The sequence below is a fragment of the Hwanghaeella sp. genome (assembly GCF_965227365.1).
Taxonomy (GTDB): Bacteria; Pseudomonadota; Alphaproteobacteria; order UBA8366; family Aestuariispiraceae; genus Hwanghaeella.
Genome location: NZ_OZ245754.1, coordinates 4,849,408 through 4,862,854, shown reverse-complemented (window position 1 = coordinate 4,862,854; position 13,447 = coordinate 4,849,408). Strand labels below are relative to the sequence as shown.

The following is a 13,447-nucleotide window of genomic DNA, read 5'->3' as shown; positions in this document are numbered from 1 at the left end:
CCGGATTTTCATCGCGCCTCATCCCTTCAAAGCGGGCCGCGCACCTTTATGTCTGTTTGGATGTTTCCAAATCCCGGTGCGTCAACCCTGCGGACCAGCCCTTCTGTTGGAGCCATGCCGCCAACCGTTCGGCGAAGTGAACCGACCGATGCTTGCCCCCGGTGCATCCGAAGGCAACGGTCAGATAGCTCTTCCCCTCGCGTTCATACCGGGGAAGGGTAATATCCAGCAAGCCGGTAAGGCGAGCCCAAAAATCCTCGTAATCGGGATCCTGGGCGATATATCCGCCCACTTCCGCATCCAGACCGGTTTTTTCCCGTAAATCCGGATCGTAATGCGGGTTCGCGAAAAACCGCACATCGAAGACCAGATCGGCGTCGCGCGGCAGGCCGCGGCGATAGGAAAACGACGCCACCGTAATGGCCAGCGTCGCCTTGCCGGCCATCCGGAACGCATTGGAAAGGCGCTGCTTCAGGTCCCAAATCGTCAGGTCGGTCGTATCGACCACAAGGTCCGCCGCTTCCCGCATCGGCGTCAGGATACGACGTTCGAGCTCAAGTCCGTCACCCACAGGCCGGTCGGCGGCCAGCGGGTGCTTGCGCCTTGTTTCGGCATAACGGCGGATCAGGACCCCGTCCTCGCAATCCAGGAATAGGGTCCGTACGTTCAGGCCCAACTCCCCGCTCAACACATTGATATCGGCCTCAAGCAGTTCAGGGCTGAAATCACGGCTGCGCACATCGACGCCGACCGCAAGCGGCTTGGCGTCCTGCAATTGGCGCTGCCCGGCGGTGATCCGCGGCAGCAGGGCGAGCGGCAGGTTATCGATCGCCTCGAACCCCAGGTCCTCCAGCACTTTCAGCGCGGTCGACCGCCCCGCGCCCGACATGCCGGTGACCAGAATGATGTCCGGTTTGGAAAGTCCAGGTTTACCCTCTGGCACGCGACAACCCCTTCAGGATCAACTTCACTTTGGCGACCGCCGACGCTTCGAACCCGTCTAGTTCGACGATCCGAACGGGAACACCCTCGATTACCCGTTCAACCGGTTCCGGCATCCGTTCGATATCACGCCGTGGCTTCAAATCAATGACCAGATCCATTTGCGCTTCCGGCCTGTGCCCGATATCGGCAATGCCGAAGCCCCGAATTTCCATCTTTCCCGCGATGGTATCCGGCACCCCCGCGATCAACCGCCCTGCATCCTGCCTCAGCAGGACCTGGTCGTCGGCTACAAGTTCGCCGCCGGCATCGATCAGCCGGATGGCCAAGTCCGTCTTGCCGGCGCCGCTCGGCCCCATGATCAGGATGCCGCACCCGTCCAGGATGACCGCCGTCGCATGGATGTTTTTTATCGGGGTGGTTTGCATCGGCGGACAGTATCCATGACCGGGGGAAAGCGCGAGTCCCCAAAACATGTGCATATGCCGCAAGTTTCGGGCGGAAAGTGTGGACGCAATTCCGTATAATTCGTCCATGAGTAAACACAGCATCACTGTCGAAACGCCGACCGGCCCGCTTTGCGTCAGCGAGGAGGGCGGGGAGATCACGCGTGTAAGCTGGAACCGCGCGGCGGAAGAAAGCCCGACGCCCCTGCTGGAAGAGGCCGCGCGGCAATTGCGGGACTATTTCGACGGCAAGAGGCAGGATTTCGACCTGCCCCTTCGTCCCCGTGGGTCGGATTTCCAAAAGACCGTCTGGCGGCAGATGTTGAAAATCCCCTATGGCGGAACGAAGACCTATGGCGATCTCGCCCGTGCTATCGACGGCACCGCGCGCTCGGTCGGTACCGCCTGCGGCGCCAACCCGATCCCCGTCATCATCCCATGCCACCGGGTCGTCGGCGCCGACGGCACGATGACCGGCTTTTCCGGCGGCGAGGGTGTCGAGACCAAACAGGCGCTGCTGCGTCTGGAAGGTGCGTTATTGATTTAAAGACAACTTCCGGTATATTTATAGGAACAAATCGGCAACAAACTGGAAGAAACAATGAAAACCGCCGTTGTGATCATCGCGATAGCGTTTCTGACACTGAATTCCATTGGGTTCGCAGCGGCATCGGATCAGCTGTCGGAGCAAGAAACCCTCAATCTTTACAAAACCGGGCGGGCACATTTCGACAACAAGGATTATGAAAAGGCCTATCGGCCGCTCGTTCAGGCGGCACAGAACGGAGATAGGGCTGCCGGTTTTCTTATCGGTGTGATGCAAATGTATGGCCTTGGCGTCGAACAGAATCATTCCCTTGCCGCCACGAGTTTCATGATTAGCGCCATGCAGGGGTTCGGCGACGCCCAGTACATGACGGCCTTTTTCATGGAAGAAGAGACCGTCACACCGGTTGATAGGGTCGAGTTAATGAAATGGTATCTGTTGGCCGTCACGAACCCAACAACGGGTAAGCCCTTACGGCGAAGAGCGCAGCAGTCGTTGTTGGATCTCTATCCATCAGAGTGCGGGCCCTGCGCCAGCGATTTTCGGAAAGCCTTGGAACTCGTCCATGCTTGGAGGCCCACTGAATGACACGAACGGGTCAGCCCTCAGGCCCAAACCCATCCCGTTCGTCGTACCAACCCACCAGGCCATGCGCACGGGCGGCACCACGACCGGCTTTTCCGGCGGCGAGACCAAGCAGGCTCTGCTGCGCCTGCAAGGGGCGCTATTGCTGTAGCTTTAACCGTTTTCTTCGAGCCATGGCTCACTTGATCCCAGAAAGTTGTCCATGAAGGCGTTCTTCACGATGGCGGTATTTGGTTTCTTGTCGATGGTCGCCGTGTGCGACGCCGCGCCACCACCGTTCCCGCAGCAGGAAAACGCAACTGAGAATCCGCTTGAGATCGGCGAATCCTATTTCTTAGCACAAGAATACCGAAAGGCGCTTCAACCACTTCTTATCGCCGCTGGGGACGGACTTGGACGCGCGAGCTTTTTGCTCGGCGAAATGTATGAGTTCGCACTCGGTGTCGAACAGGACCAGATAACGGCATCTGTATTCTACATGTTTGGCGCCCACCAAGGTTTTGGGGACGCCCAGTTTAGGATCGCGAATCGTATCGAGCGGGGAGTTTTCGCGCCATATGACAGGGTGGCTTCTTTGAAATGGTATTTGCTGGCCGCGCAGAACCCTACCACCACCCACAGTCTGAAGCGGTCGGCACAAAGCGCCATTACAATTTTCGTCCAGAGAGATTGCGCGGAATGCGCAGAGCAATTGCGCCAAGCCGAGATTCTCGCGAAAGACTGGAAGCCTGTTTACGATTTTGATCGCATTGTAGAAGAGCTTTCTAAGCCACCGGCAGACGTACGATAAACCGCGCGCCGCGGGGTTTGCCGTCGTGGGTCATGCGGTTTTCGGCCCGAATTTCACCGGCATGGGCTTCCACGATCTGTTTGGAAATCGACAGGCCAAGGCCCGAATGGGCGCCGAATTTTTCGCCCTCCGGCCGTTCGGTGTAGAAACGGTCGAAGATCGCCTCCAGTTTGTTCGCCGGAATGCCGGGACCTTCGTCCTCCACCGCCGCCTCGACCACGTTGCCGTCGCGGCGGATCTTCAGATCGATCCGTCCATCCGTCGGGCTGAAGGTCATTGCATTACCGATCAGGTTCCGGAAGACCTGGACCAGACGATCCTCATTCCCCAAAACCTCGAACGGGCCTTCGCCATGGGCTTCCATGCTGACCCTCGGACGACCGGCACCGTCTTCCGTGCCCACTGCGCCATACATGCCGGCAAGGGTGGCCAGCAACGCGCCAAGGTCCAGCGGCTCGGCCTCGGTCCGGCTCAACTCCGCATCCAGTCGGGAAGCATCGGAGATATCGCTGATCAATCGATCGAGCCGCTCGACGTCGTCATTGATGATTTCCAGCAATTTCCGGCGCTGCTCGTCGTCCTTCACCTTGGAGACGGTTTCCACCGCGCTGCGCAAACTGGTCAGCGGATTCTTGATCTCATGGCTGACATCGGCGGCAAAACGTTCGATCGCGACCAAGCGCAGGCGCAAGGCACGCGTCATTTCCCGCAGCACGCCCGACAGATCGCCGATCTCGTCGGCGCGGTCGGTCATGTCCGGGATCTCTTCCTCTTGCCGTCCGACCGAATGGGCGACACGGTCCGCCGCCGCGGCGAGTTTGTTGAGCGGCCTGGCGATGGCGCCGGCAAGATAGATCGACAGGGCGATCGTGATCAGCAGCGCCCCAGCGAAGACCATCAGGATGGTGGCGCGCACATTGCGCAACGCGGCTTCAACATCCTTACCGGACTTCGACAGCATCAGAGATCCGAAAACCTTGTAATACCGTTGAACCGGCAGGGCGACGGACAGAACCAGATGTCCGGAGTCGGTTTCGCGCACCACGCCCATGATGTCACCCTGCAGGGCGCGGGCGACCTCCGGATAATCCTCCGCGCCCGGCGTCGAATCCTCGACGTACCGCTCCAATTGATGCTCGCCCAGCACCATCGTCAGCCGGTCGAGCATGTCCAGGATCGGGTTGATAACGTCATTCATTGTTTCCGGCGGGGCCAATTCCTCGACCTGGACGGAATTGCGGGCCGCGCCAAGACGTCTGGAATCAATCGTCAATTCACCGTCCTGCAAGAACAGGCGGGCACGCAGGCCCGACGGCCCCGAAAGTCGGCGGATGATATGCCGTGCCGATGCGGGGCTGAGCACTTCCTGACCGGCGGTGGTGATCGCAATGGCACCTTCGCCCAGCGCCCCCGCGAAGATTTCCCCTTGCGCGCGGAGCGCTTCCATTTCCGCCCGGATCAGATTGTCGCGATAAGGGCCCAGATACAGCAAACCGCCGATCGGTATGGCGAGCGCGATGATGTTGACCATCAGGATCCGACGGGTCAGCGGCGACAGAAAGCGAGCCCTGTTGGTGTGTCGGCTGCGCTGGTCGCGATCCTGATGATGGCCGCCAAGCCGCCGTTGTTTCGGCCGCTCCTTCCTGCCGGGAACCGGCGCGGTTGAGGGCGCATCGGCGCCCGGGTCCCCATCCCCGGTCCCTGCCTGATCCCTCATCCTTTTCACCGGACCTCACGCACGGTCATACGTCCCCACGTTTACTCATCCTTGTAGCGATAGCCGACGCCATAGAGCGTTTCGATCTGACCGAACTCATCATCCAATTGGCGGAACTTCCGGCGCAGACGCTTTATGTGACTGTCGATCGTCCGGTCGTCCACATAAATGCTCTCGCCATAGGCCGCATCCATCAACTGATCGCGGCTTTTCACCATGCCGGGACGGGTGGCCAGTGCCCGCAAGATGAGGAACTCGGTCACCGTCAACGGCACTTCGTCCCCTTTCCATGTGCAGACATGCCGGTTCGCGTCCAGCCGCAAATCGCCCCGGATCATGATGCCTTCACCGGTTTCCGGCGGGGCCTGTTCCAGCTCAACGCGCCGCAGCAGAGTGCGGATCCGCTCGATAAGCAGGCGTTGGGAGAAGGGTTTGCGGATATAGTCGTCGGCGCCGAGGCGCAGCCCCATCAGCTCGTCCACCTCGTCGTCCTTCGACGTCAGAAAGATCACCGGCAGCCGGGTCTGCTTGCGCAGTTTCTGCAGCAGTTCCATCCCGTCCATGCGCGGCATCTTTATGTCCAGCACGGCAAGATCGACGGGATTGGCGGTCATGCCCTGCAACGCGCTTTCGCCGTCGTTATAGGTGACGACCTTGAACCCCTCAGATTCCAAGGCAATGGAAACCGAGGTCAGAATGTTCCTGTCATCGTCTACCAGCGCAATCTTGTTCGGCGTCATCAGCATGCCTTTCCCCGTTCGTGCAGCAAAATCCCGCGACTCCCCGACATAGTCAAAACCACTCAGTCAAATCGCCGCACCCCGCATCATAGGGTCAACTATGGCGAAAATGCGGCCCAACCTGGGAATTATTGTGGCCATTTTCCAGTCCAACGGAACCGGTTGTGCGGGTATTGCGGCGGTCCGCGGCCGATTTCACCTTCCGATTTCGGAAACCGGCCCCTTGCGGCCGGATGGCGGGAACGCTACCTCAACCTCCGAGCGGCCCCTATAACACAGTCTCGGTTTCATCAGGACGAACCCCGAAACAAGCCCGTTCGAAGAAGGAATTCGGATGCGCCGTATATTGACCTCCCCCGTCTTTGTCGCGCTGATCGCCGGCATCATGGCATCCATTGCGATCGGTTTCATCGCCTGGCAGCAGTTCGGCGGATCCAAGATCGCGTTGGACAGCAACACGGTCATCGTGCCGCCCACCTCGATCCGCGGCGATTTCAATCTGATCGACGGGAAGGGCGAACGCGTTACCCCCGACAGTTTCCCGGATCAGTATCTGTTGGTCTATTTCGGTTACACCTATTGCCCGGACGTGTGCCCGACCGATCTGGCCATCGTCGGTCAGGCGATGGATATTCTGGAACAGAAAGACGGCACGGCCGCCGCGAAGGTCCAACCGATTTTCATTACCGTGGACCCGGCGCGCGACGGCACGGATACGGTCGGTATTTTTGCGGAAACCTTCCACCCGCGAATGGTCGGCTTGACCGGTACGGACAAGGAAATTGCGGAGGCCGCATCTTCCTATCGCGTCTATTATTCCCGTCGCGACATGGATGACGGCAACTATCTGATGGATCATTCGGCCTTCACCTATCTGGTCGGGCCGGATGGCAGCGTGACCGGCATTTTCAAGCACGATACCGCGCCGGACGCCATGGCCGACGGTATCGCCGCGCTGGTCAATGGGTGACGGCGGCCGTGAGAAGAAGGCGAAGCAGCAAATGACCGAAAGCCCCGCTGAGATTATCCGAGGCCTCATCCGCGCGCAGGATCGCGCGACGTTGGCGACCAAAATGCGGGACGCACCGGAAACGATCGAAGGCGCCGGCGCGCCCTATGCGTCGCTGGTCCTGATGGCGTGCGGGCAGGACGCCTCGCCGCTGCTGCTGTTGAGCACGCTGGCCGACCACACCAAGAACCTGCTGGCGGACCCGGTCGTATCCCTGATGATCGACGGCACCCGCGGCCTCGCTGACCCATTGACCGGGGCACGGGCAACCTTGCAGGGCCGGGTGGAAAAGACGGAAGACCACGAATTGCTGGCCCGCTATACTCGCCGCCATCCGAGCGCGGCGATGTATGCGGGTTTCGGCGATTTCAGCCTGTATCGGATGACCGTGCAGCGCGCCCATCTGGTCGCGGGTTTCGGCCGCATTCACTGGGTCGGCGGCGATGAGGTCATGTACGACGCAAGTGGCGCGGCAAGCCTGGCGGCGCAGGAGGCCGGCGTTGTCGAGCACATGAACGACGACCATGGCGACGCGGTCGGCCTGTATGCGAATGTCCTGTTGAACCTGCCGGGCGTCGGCTGGCGATTGACCGGCGTCGATCCGGAGGGTGCCGATTTGCGGCGGGGCGGCGATGTCGCCCGCCTGTCTTTTGACAAGCCGGTCTCAGACGCCGAATCCGTGCGCGTCGAATTGGTTCGGCTGGTCAAGCGGGCCAGAAACGCATGATACTGCGGCGCAGCGCGGTTTCGAGCGGTTTGGAATCTTTCCAAACCGGCGCCAAAACGATATAAACCCGCGCTTGAGGACAGAGACGGCGGTTCATCACTATCGGCATCGACCGGATTGCGGCTTACCGGGCACCCCGGTGTGATCGCGGACACGGCGCCGATTTGGATCGGGAACTAAAAGCGAATGCGGGGGCGGGGGACGCCCATCCGTATTTCGAGGACACAGAGGAGGACATGTTGGCCAGTCAAGCCAGCTCGAAAGACCTTTCCGCACACGGCATCGTCAATTCCGGAACGGTCCATTGGAACCTGGGCACCGAACCGCTTTATGAAAACACCATCGCGAACGGGCTCGGCACAATCACCGCCGGCGGTGCGCTGCGTGTCGAGACCGGCAAGTTCACCGGCCGTTCGCCGAACGACAAATTCATCGTCGACGAACCGAGCAGCACCGGGGATATCTGGTGGGGATCGGTCAACCGTCCGACGACGCTTGAGATCTATGAGCGCCTGAAAGCGAAGATCCTGGCCTATTACCAAAGTCGGGATCTGTTCGTTCAGGACCTCTATGCCGGTGCGGCCGTGGATCATCGCCTGAACGTGCGTGTGATTTCCGACAGCCCCTGGCATGCGCTGTTCGCACGCAACATGTTCATCCGCCCGTCGCGCGAAGACCTGACCGGTTTCGACCCGCAATTCACGGTCTTGCACGCGCCGATGCTGCATGCGGATCCGGCGGTCGACGGCACCAATTCTGAAGTCTTCATCGTCGTCAACTTCGCGGAACGCACGGTTCTGGTCGGCGGCAGCCGCTATGCCGGCGAAATCAAGAAGTCGATCTTCAGCATCATGAACTACCTGCTGCCGGCGCGCGGCGTGCTGCCCATGCATTGCTCCGCCAATATCGGCGAAGGCGGCGACACGGCGATCTTCTTCGGACTCAGCGGTACGGGAAAGACGACGCTCAGCGCCGACGGCACCCGTCGCCTGATCGGCGATGACGAGCATGGCTGGTCCGACCAGGGCGTCTTCAACTTCGAAGGCGGCTGCTATGCCAAGGTCATCAACCTGAGCCAGAAGATGGAGCCGGAGATCTACGCGACGACCCAGCGTTTCGGCACCATCCTGGAAAACGTCGTCTATGACGAGGACACCCGGTTTCTGGACCTTGACGACGGATCGCTCGCGGAGAATACGCGCGCCAGCTATCCGATCGATTTCATCCCGAATATCGAACCGTCGGGCATGGGCGGCCAGCCGACCAATATCGTCATGCTGACGGCCGATGCGTTCGGTGTTCTACCGCCGATCTCGGAACTGACCCCGCAGCAGGCGATGTATCACTTCCTCAGCGGCTACACCGCGCGCGTCGCGGGGACCGAGCGGGGCGTAACGGAACCGAAGGCGACCTTCTCCACCTGTTTCGGCGCGCCCTTCATGCCGCGGCATCCGAGCGTCTATGCCCAGATGCTGGGCGAGAAGATGGCCAAGACCGGCGCCAAGTGCTGGTTGGTGAATACCGGCTGGTCCGGCGGATCCTATGGAACGGGCCAACGCATGCGTATCGATTACACCCGCGCCATGCTGCGGGCCGCGATCGAAGGCAAGCTTTCCAGTGTTGCGCGCGTGGAGGACCCGAATTTCGGCCTGCTGATCCCCGATCAGGTGCCGGAGGTTCCCAACGACGTGCTGCGCCCGCGCCAGACCTGGCAGGACGGCAAGGCCTACGACAATGTCGCCAGCGATCTGCGCGGCATGTTCGAGAACAACTTCAAGCAATTCGAAGGCCATGTCTCGGAAGACGTGAAGAAGGCCGGCATCTACGCCGCCTGACCCTTCCGGGACTGATCTGAACAAGAAGGCCGGGGCAAACGCTCCGGCCTTTTTCTTTCGGTTTTAGCCGTCCGCCGACGACAATCCTCCTTCCACAAAGGCCTTTCCGGTATCGATAAACCGGCGCAGAAGGCCATGATCCGCCGTCGGCCGGCAGGCCAGCACGACCCGAAGCGGCGGTACCGGGTCCTGAAGCTCTACCGTAGCCACGCGGCCCCCATCATAGGTCATGCGTGACGGCGGGCGGACCACCAGCATCGTGAAGCCGAACCCGGCCGCCACAGCGCTGCGTACCGATTCCAGCGATCTGGACACATAGGCGATTTCCGGGTCCAGACCGCATTGCTTCAACAGACCTTCGAAATAGGCACGGCTTCCCGGACCATCCAGCATGACATAGGGCATGTCGGCCAGTTCCGCCGCGCGGATCGATTTCCGTCTGGCCAGGGGATGGTCGGCGGCCAATACGATTTTGGGCCTCATCACCGCGAGTTCGACGCATGTAAACGCGCCCAAATCCGCGCCGCGATCATAGGTGAGTCCAATATCGATACGGCCATCCGCCAAACGGTCGGCGATTTCGGTAAGGGCCATTTCGGATTGGGTGACCGTGACGCCCGGGTTTTCCGCCGTGAACGCCTTGATCATGCCGGCGGCGAAAAAGGGCGCCAAAGTCCAGAAGGCGCCGAAACGGACTTCCCCCACAGACGCCATGGACAGCGCCCGGGCCTCTGCTTCCAGAATCCGTGCATTGTCCTCCAGATCGATCGCGCGTTTCAGGAACTCCCGGCCCTGTATGGTCAGGTCCAAGCCGCGCGCGTGATGGCGGTCGAACAGGGTCAAACCGGTCACGTCTTCCAACTTGTTGAGAGCTTGTGAGATCGATGGCTGCGAAATGTTCAGCGCCCGAGCGGCCTGCGCGATGCCACCCTGTTCGGCCACCGCGCGAAAATAGGTGAGTTGGCGCAGCGTGTATTTGACCATATTTTTCCTGTCTTAATAATCGGAAAAAAGCGTTTTTTCTTATTTTAAAGCGGTCATATGCTTCCCCTGTCAACCCGCAACGGGTTAGGCCGGAACCTCCGAACAGCAGGAATATGTGGAATGATCGTCGAGCAAGCCAGTGCGGCGCTTTTGGCCGCAGCCCGCCGTCCGTTCGAAGACGCCGTGGCCATGCCGCCCAGCGTCTATACCAGCAAGGAATTTCAGGAGCGCGAGATCGAAACGATTTTCGCACGCGACTGGGTCTGTGTCGGCCGTACCTCGCAACTGGCGAAATCCGGCGATTACCTGACCTATGAACTGGCCGGTCAACCGGTCGTGGTATTGCGCGACGGTGAAGGGTCGTTGAAAGCCTATTCCAACGTTTGCCTGCATCGCATGTCCACCCTGCTGGAAGGGACCGGCAACAAACGCAGCATCGTCTGCCCGTATCACGCCTGGACCTACGGCCTGGACGGAAAGTTGCGCGGTGCCCCGTTCATGGAAGCGACGACGGGTTTCTGCAAGAAGGACTACCGCCTGCCGACGGTCCGATGCGAGGAATGGCTGGGCTGGATATACATCACGCTGGAGGAGACGCGATCAAGTGTCCGGGATGACCTGCATCTTCTGGAGGAGATGATCGCGCCCTATCAGGTCGAGAACTACGTCGAGTGCTTTCGGGAAACGCATGTCTGGAACACCAATTGGAAGGTCCTCGCCGAGAATTTCATGGAGAGCTACCACCTGCCCGTCTGCCATTTGCGGACAGTGGGCGGCCATTCGAAACTGGAGGAAATGGAGTGCCCACCCGGCCTTCCCAGCTTCAACTATCACTGGATCACGAAGGAAGCGTCGCTTGCCATCGGAAACGCCCATCCGGACAATACCAGGCTGGATGGAAAGTGGCGCAAGACGACGGCCCTGATCTCCATCTATCCCAGTCACCTGATAACGCTGACGCCCGGCTATTTCTGGTACCTGTCGCTGCATCCGACCGGCCCGGACAGGGTCACCCTGCTGTTCGGCGGCGGACTTTCGCCTGAATTCATGGCCGATCCCAAGGCCGAGGCCTATGTCGAGACGCTGAAGACCCTTCTGGACGAAGTGAACGAGGAAGACCGCGGCTGTACGGAGAAAGTGTTCAAAGGCATGCATTCCAATGCAGCACGGGCGGGACATCTTTCCTATCTTGAAAGGCCGCTTTACGATTTCACACAATACATCGCCGAACGGACCGCCGGATTCGACCGCGTCTTCGCCTCCGCCGCCGAATAGGAAATGCCGCGATGACGAAAATCGCCAGCTTGAGCACGATATTGCAGGAAACCGCGTCCCTGCCGGAAACGCAGGCCCAATCCCTGCCCGGCGTCTTTTATACCGATCCCGACTTTTTCCGCTACGAAGTGGACCGGTTCCTGTCCAAGGAATGGCATTGCCTTGGACGCGCCGACGAAATCCCCAATCCCGGCGACTATTTCACCACCAAGCTGTTCGACGAACCCTTGCTCATCGCCCATGGCGAGGACGGGATCATCCGTGTCCTTTCCAACCTGTGCCGCCATCGCGGCATGCAGTTGGCGCAGGGTGCCGGCGCCACCCGACGTTTCGTCTGCCCTTACCACGCCTGGAGCTATAACCCCTCGGGTCAACTGAGGAACGCGCCGATGATGCGGGAGAAGGGCGTGACCGGGGCGAACTGCCGGCTACCCGAATTCCGCAGTGAAATCTGGAACGGCTTTATCTATGCCAATCTGGATGACGAGGCAGCGCCCCTGTCGCCGCGCCTCGCCGGTCTCGAACAACTCCTCGGACGATACGAAACCGCGAAAATGCGTTTCGTCCGGGCCTTCGAGGAGGAATGGCAGACCAACTGGAAGTGCCTGTTCGAGAACTTCATGGAGGCCTATCACCTGTCCGTCGTCCATCCGGACACCCTACATCCCTATACGCCGACGGGCCTCAGCCGGAAATCCATGTCCGACGATGCCTTCACCGCCTATTGCGCGAACTATCCGGAAACGGCCGCCCCGCGCGGCGCCGGCGCGCCGGGATTGACGGAAGAGGAACGCCGTCGGTCCACCCTGTTCGGCGTTTTCCCGACGCATATCGCCAGCCAGGCGGCGACGCTGCTGGCCTCCTTTTCCATACAGCCCTTGACGGTCGATCGCATCCGGGTTCGCTGGACCTTATCGACCTATGAGGATCATTTGACCCAGGACGAGTTGGAACAACGGATCGACCTGTGGAATGAGGTCAACCGGGAAGACAGGGAAAAACTGGAGCGCATGCAAACCGGCCTGTCCTCCCGCCACGCCACGTCCGGACCGCTGGGACCGAAAGACCTGGAAGGCACGATCTGGGATTTTCAGCGCTATCTTTCCCGCAAGATGGGCACTTACGAACCGGCCCTGGTGACCGCCACGGCAGCAGGATAGAGTTTTCAGAACACGCGGGTCACGCTACTCGCCCGGCACCAAGGTCAATTTCGGGGTCGGTTGCTGAATCGACTGAATGTCCCAGACGTATTGCGTCGGGTTGCCCTGGATGACCTGTTGGGCGTTGTGATCCAGCACGCGGGCATTCGTCCACAAGCGCACCACGCCGCGGGTGTCGAAACCCTTGTCGACCAGTTCGTCCCGATACTGCTTGTTCGGCTTGTCCCCCTCGATCCGGACCAAGCCGTCCTCGCCGCGCTTGATCACCATGAAGGGCGCGTTGCGGCGCACGAAACTGAAACTTCCCCGTTCCAGGATATTGCTCTGCCGCTTGTACTTCACGCGGTACCGCGCCTGCCCCAGATAGATCACTTCCTCGAAACCGGAATCCCGCTTCAGGTCCTGAACATAGACCTCGATCTCCTCCGGATCGTCGGCCCGTACCTCACCCTGGCCGATCTTGCGCAGGAAGTTGAAGGCCACCAGATCGCCTTCATAAATAAAGGCGTATTTGCCGCCCTTGTCGATATTCATGCTCAGCTGAAAACGGTCGGGCAGATAGCATCCGCTCAACAGCAGCAGCACGGCCAACCCGAAAATCGAAGCGGTCAACCGCCGATAAGCCGGCGAAACCCGAAGCATCATGGCATTCCTCCTGCCGCAGAGAGGACCATATTCGGCCCCGCTTGA

Annotated in this window: 15 protein-coding genes; 9 read left to right on the top strand and 6 right to left on the bottom strand. The window is 60.2% G+C overall.

What is annotated here, in order from left to right; translation table 11 throughout:
* Positions 1-46 precede the first annotated feature (46 nt).
* Together rapZ and ACQK2G_RS22295 are read right to left on the bottom strand one after the other, a co-directional pair.
* A complete protein-coding gene (rapZ, locus tag ACQK2G_RS22300) occupies positions 47-943 on the bottom strand; it encodes an RNase adapter RapZ (protein ID WP_425407241.1) in 897 nt (298 codons plus the stop codon).
* Entirely contained in the window at positions 930-1,370 is a 441-nt protein-coding gene (locus tag ACQK2G_RS22295) for an HPr kinase/phosphorylase (RefSeq protein ID WP_425407240.1), read from the bottom strand. The genes rapZ and ACQK2G_RS22295 overlap by 14 nt, the downstream gene beginning before the upstream one ends.
* A 106-nt stretch (positions 1,371-1,476) precedes the next feature.
* Between ACQK2G_RS22295 and ACQK2G_RS22290 the strand changes: the two genes are divergently transcribed.
* From ACQK2G_RS22290 to ACQK2G_RS22275, 4 genes are read left to right on the top strand one after another with little or no spacing between them, the layout of a single operon-like run.
* The gene (locus tag ACQK2G_RS22290; RefSeq protein ID WP_425407239.1) at positions 1,477-1,935 is read left to right on the top strand and encodes a methylated-DNA--[protein]-cysteine S-methyltransferase; all 459 of its coding nucleotides are present in this window, start codon (positions 1,477-1,479) and stop codon (positions 1,933-1,935) included.
* A gap of 54 nt (positions 1,936-1,989) precedes the next feature.
* Positions 1,990-2,523, top strand: coding sequence for a tetratricopeptide repeat protein (locus ACQK2G_RS22285; RefSeq protein WP_425407238.1), 534 nt, complete (start codon positions 1,990-1,992; stop codon positions 2,521-2,523).
* Positions 2,501-2,671, top strand: coding sequence for a hypothetical protein (locus ACQK2G_RS22280; protein ID WP_425407237.1), 171 nt, complete (start codon positions 2,501-2,503; stop codon positions 2,669-2,671). Before ACQK2G_RS22285 ends, ACQK2G_RS22280 begins: the two co-directional genes overlap by 23 nt.
* Before the next feature lie 51 nt (positions 2,672-2,722).
* Positions 2,723-3,310, top strand: coding sequence for a tetratricopeptide repeat protein (locus ACQK2G_RS22275; protein WP_425407236.1), 588 nt, complete (start codon positions 2,723-2,725; stop codon positions 3,308-3,310).
* On the opposite strand, the gene ACQK2G_RS22270 is transcribed toward ACQK2G_RS22275, so the two are convergent.
* The gene (locus ACQK2G_RS22270; RefSeq protein ID WP_425407235.1) at positions 3,285-5,027 is read right to left on the bottom strand and encodes a stimulus-sensing domain-containing protein; all 1,743 of its coding nucleotides are present in this window, start codon (positions 5,025-5,027) and stop codon (positions 3,285-3,287) included. The two genes, ACQK2G_RS22275 and ACQK2G_RS22270, sit on opposite strands and share 26 nt — an antisense overlap.
* 41 nt (positions 5,028-5,068) lie before the next feature.
* Positions 5,069-5,767: a response regulator transcription factor gene (locus ACQK2G_RS22265; RefSeq protein ID WP_425407234.1), complete on the bottom strand. Its 699-nt coding sequence runs from the start codon at positions 5,765-5,767 to the stop codon at positions 5,069-5,071.
* A gap of 334 nt (positions 5,768-6,101) precedes the next feature.
* On the opposite strand from ACQK2G_RS22265, the gene ACQK2G_RS22260 reads away from it, so the two are divergent.
* From ACQK2G_RS22260 to ACQK2G_RS22250, 3 genes are all read left to right on the top strand, one after another.
* Positions 6,102-6,737 (top strand): SCO family protein, encoded by a 636-nt coding sequence (locus ACQK2G_RS22260; protein ID WP_425407233.1) that lies wholly within the window; start codon positions 6,102-6,104, stop codon positions 6,735-6,737.
* 31 nt (positions 6,738-6,768) lie between these two features.
* On the top strand, positions 6,769-7,503 hold the full coding sequence (locus tag ACQK2G_RS22255) for a HugZ family protein (RefSeq protein WP_425407232.1): 735 nt from the start codon (positions 6,769-6,771) through the stop codon (positions 7,501-7,503).
* 236 nt (positions 7,504-7,739) lie between these two features.
* Entirely contained in the window at positions 7,740-9,338 is a 1,599-nt protein-coding gene (locus ACQK2G_RS22250; protein ID WP_425407231.1) for a phosphoenolpyruvate carboxykinase, read from the top strand.
* 63 nt (positions 9,339-9,401) lie between these two features.
* Here ACQK2G_RS22250 and ACQK2G_RS22245 read toward each other — a convergent pair whose 3' ends face one another.
* Complete coding sequence (locus ACQK2G_RS22245; RefSeq protein ID WP_425407230.1) at positions 9,402-10,322, bottom strand: LysR substrate-binding domain-containing protein; 921 nt, start codon at positions 10,320-10,322, stop codon at positions 9,402-9,404.
* Between the two features lie 120 nt (positions 10,323-10,442).
* Here ACQK2G_RS22245 and ACQK2G_RS22240 point away from each other — a divergent pair, with 120 nt between their 5' ends.
* Both ACQK2G_RS22240 and ACQK2G_RS22235 read left to right on the top strand, forming a co-directional pair.
* On the top strand, positions 10,443-11,597 hold the full coding sequence (locus ACQK2G_RS22240) for an aromatic ring-hydroxylating oxygenase subunit alpha (protein WP_425407229.1): 1,155 nt from the start codon (positions 10,443-10,445) through the stop codon (positions 11,595-11,597).
* An 11-nt stretch (positions 11,598-11,608) separates the two neighbouring features.
* Positions 11,609-12,757, top strand: a complete 1,149-nt coding sequence (locus tag ACQK2G_RS22235; protein WP_425407228.1) for an aromatic ring-hydroxylating oxygenase subunit alpha — start codon at positions 11,609-11,611, stop codon at positions 12,755-12,757.
* Between the two features lie 24 nt (positions 12,758-12,781).
* Here the strand turns inward: ACQK2G_RS22235 and ACQK2G_RS22230 are convergent, their stop codons facing one another.
* Positions 12,782-13,402 carry a hypothetical protein gene (locus ACQK2G_RS22230; protein ID WP_425407227.1) on the bottom strand — a complete coding sequence of 207 codons (621 nt, stop codon included), beginning with the start codon at positions 13,400-13,402 and terminating at the stop codon, positions 12,782-12,784.
* Between the last annotated feature and the right edge of the window lie 45 nt (positions 13,403-13,447).

Bases quoted from the DNA above. Each gene is read 5' to 3' on its own strand.
- ACQK2G_RS22255 (WP_425407232.1), top strand. From the start codon at position 6,769: ATGACCGAAAGCCCCGCTGAGATTATCCGAGGCCTCATCCGCGCGCAG.
- ACQK2G_RS22260 (WP_425407233.1), top strand. From the start codon at position 6,102: ATGCGCCGTATATTGACCTCCCCCGTCTTTGTCGCGCTGATCGCCGGC.
- ACQK2G_RS22250 (WP_425407231.1), top strand. From the start codon at position 7,740: ATGTTGGCCAGTCAAGCCAGCTCGAAAGACCTTTCCGCACACGGCATC.
- ACQK2G_RS22275 (WP_425407236.1), top strand. From the start codon at position 2,723: ATGAAGGCGTTCTTCACGATGGCGGTATTTGGTTTCTTGTCGATGGTC.
- ACQK2G_RS22290 (WP_425407239.1), top strand. From the start codon at position 1,477: ATGAGTAAACACAGCATCACTGTCGAAACGCCGACCGGCCCGCTTTGC.
- ACQK2G_RS22245 (WP_425407230.1), bottom strand. From the start codon at position 10,322: ATGGTCAAATACACGCTGCGCCAACTCACCTATTTTCGCGCGGTGGCC.
- ACQK2G_RS22270 (WP_425407235.1), bottom strand. From the start codon at position 5,027: ATGAGGGATCAGGCAGGGACCGGGGATGGGGACCCGGGCGCCGATGCG.
- ACQK2G_RS22280 (WP_425407237.1), top strand. From the start codon at position 2,501: ATGCTTGGAGGCCCACTGAATGACACGAACGGGTCAGCCCTCAGGCCC.
- ACQK2G_RS22265 (WP_425407234.1), bottom strand. From the start codon at position 5,767: ATGACGCCGAACAAGATTGCGCTGGTAGACGATGACAGGAACATTCTG.
- ACQK2G_RS22240 (WP_425407229.1), top strand. From the start codon at position 10,443: ATGATCGTCGAGCAAGCCAGTGCGGCGCTTTTGGCCGCAGCCCGCCGT.
- ACQK2G_RS22285 (WP_425407238.1), top strand. From the start codon at position 1,990: ATGAAAACCGCCGTTGTGATCATCGCGATAGCGTTTCTGACACTGAAT.
- ACQK2G_RS22230 (WP_425407227.1), bottom strand. From the start codon at position 13,402: ATGATGCTTCGGGTTTCGCCGGCTTATCGGCGGTTGACCGCTTCGATT.
- ACQK2G_RS22235 (WP_425407228.1), top strand. From the start codon at position 11,609: ATGACGAAAATCGCCAGCTTGAGCACGATATTGCAGGAAACCGCGTCC.
- ACQK2G_RS22295 (WP_425407240.1), bottom strand. From the start codon at position 1,370: ATGCAAACCACCCCGATAAAAAACATCCATGCGACGGCGGTCATCCTG.